This is a genomic window from Deferrisoma palaeochoriense (assembly GCF_054656955.1).
On sequence record NZ_BAAHXI010000194.1, the window covers coordinates 1 to 363 of the forward strand.

Genomic DNA, 363 nt, shown 5'->3' on the forward strand with positions numbered 1-363 from the left:
ATCCAACGGCCCCACAAGGCGTAGTCCACGTAGCCCCGGTCCATAACCACGATGGAGCCTGGGGGAAGCGAGAGGGCTCGGGCCACCGAGACATCGGAGCAGTGGGCATCGGCCAAGTGGGCATAGGTAGGCCAGTACCCGTCGTGGTCGAGCAGTAGGTGGAGTTTCACACCGCCTTTTATGCGGGTGTACTTGGCCCAGGGGAAGAGGTTCAGGCACAGCGTGATGGTGGTCGCGTCCAGCGACAGCAGGCGGTGCTTGAACCGAAATCGGTGCCGTTTCCCCGGGATCCCAGGGAGTTGCTTGTGGAGTTCGCCGGAGATCGTAAAGAACAGGTCGCGGAAGAAGTCGCTGGGCCGATGC

General features: G+C 62.3%; 1 protein-coding gene. It reads right to left on the minus strand.

The features are described from left to right. Positions 1 to 363, minus strand: a 363-nt coding sequence (locus ACYQ8L_RS18675; RefSeq protein ID WP_459943324.1) for a transposase, incomplete at both ends; no start/stop codon positions are given.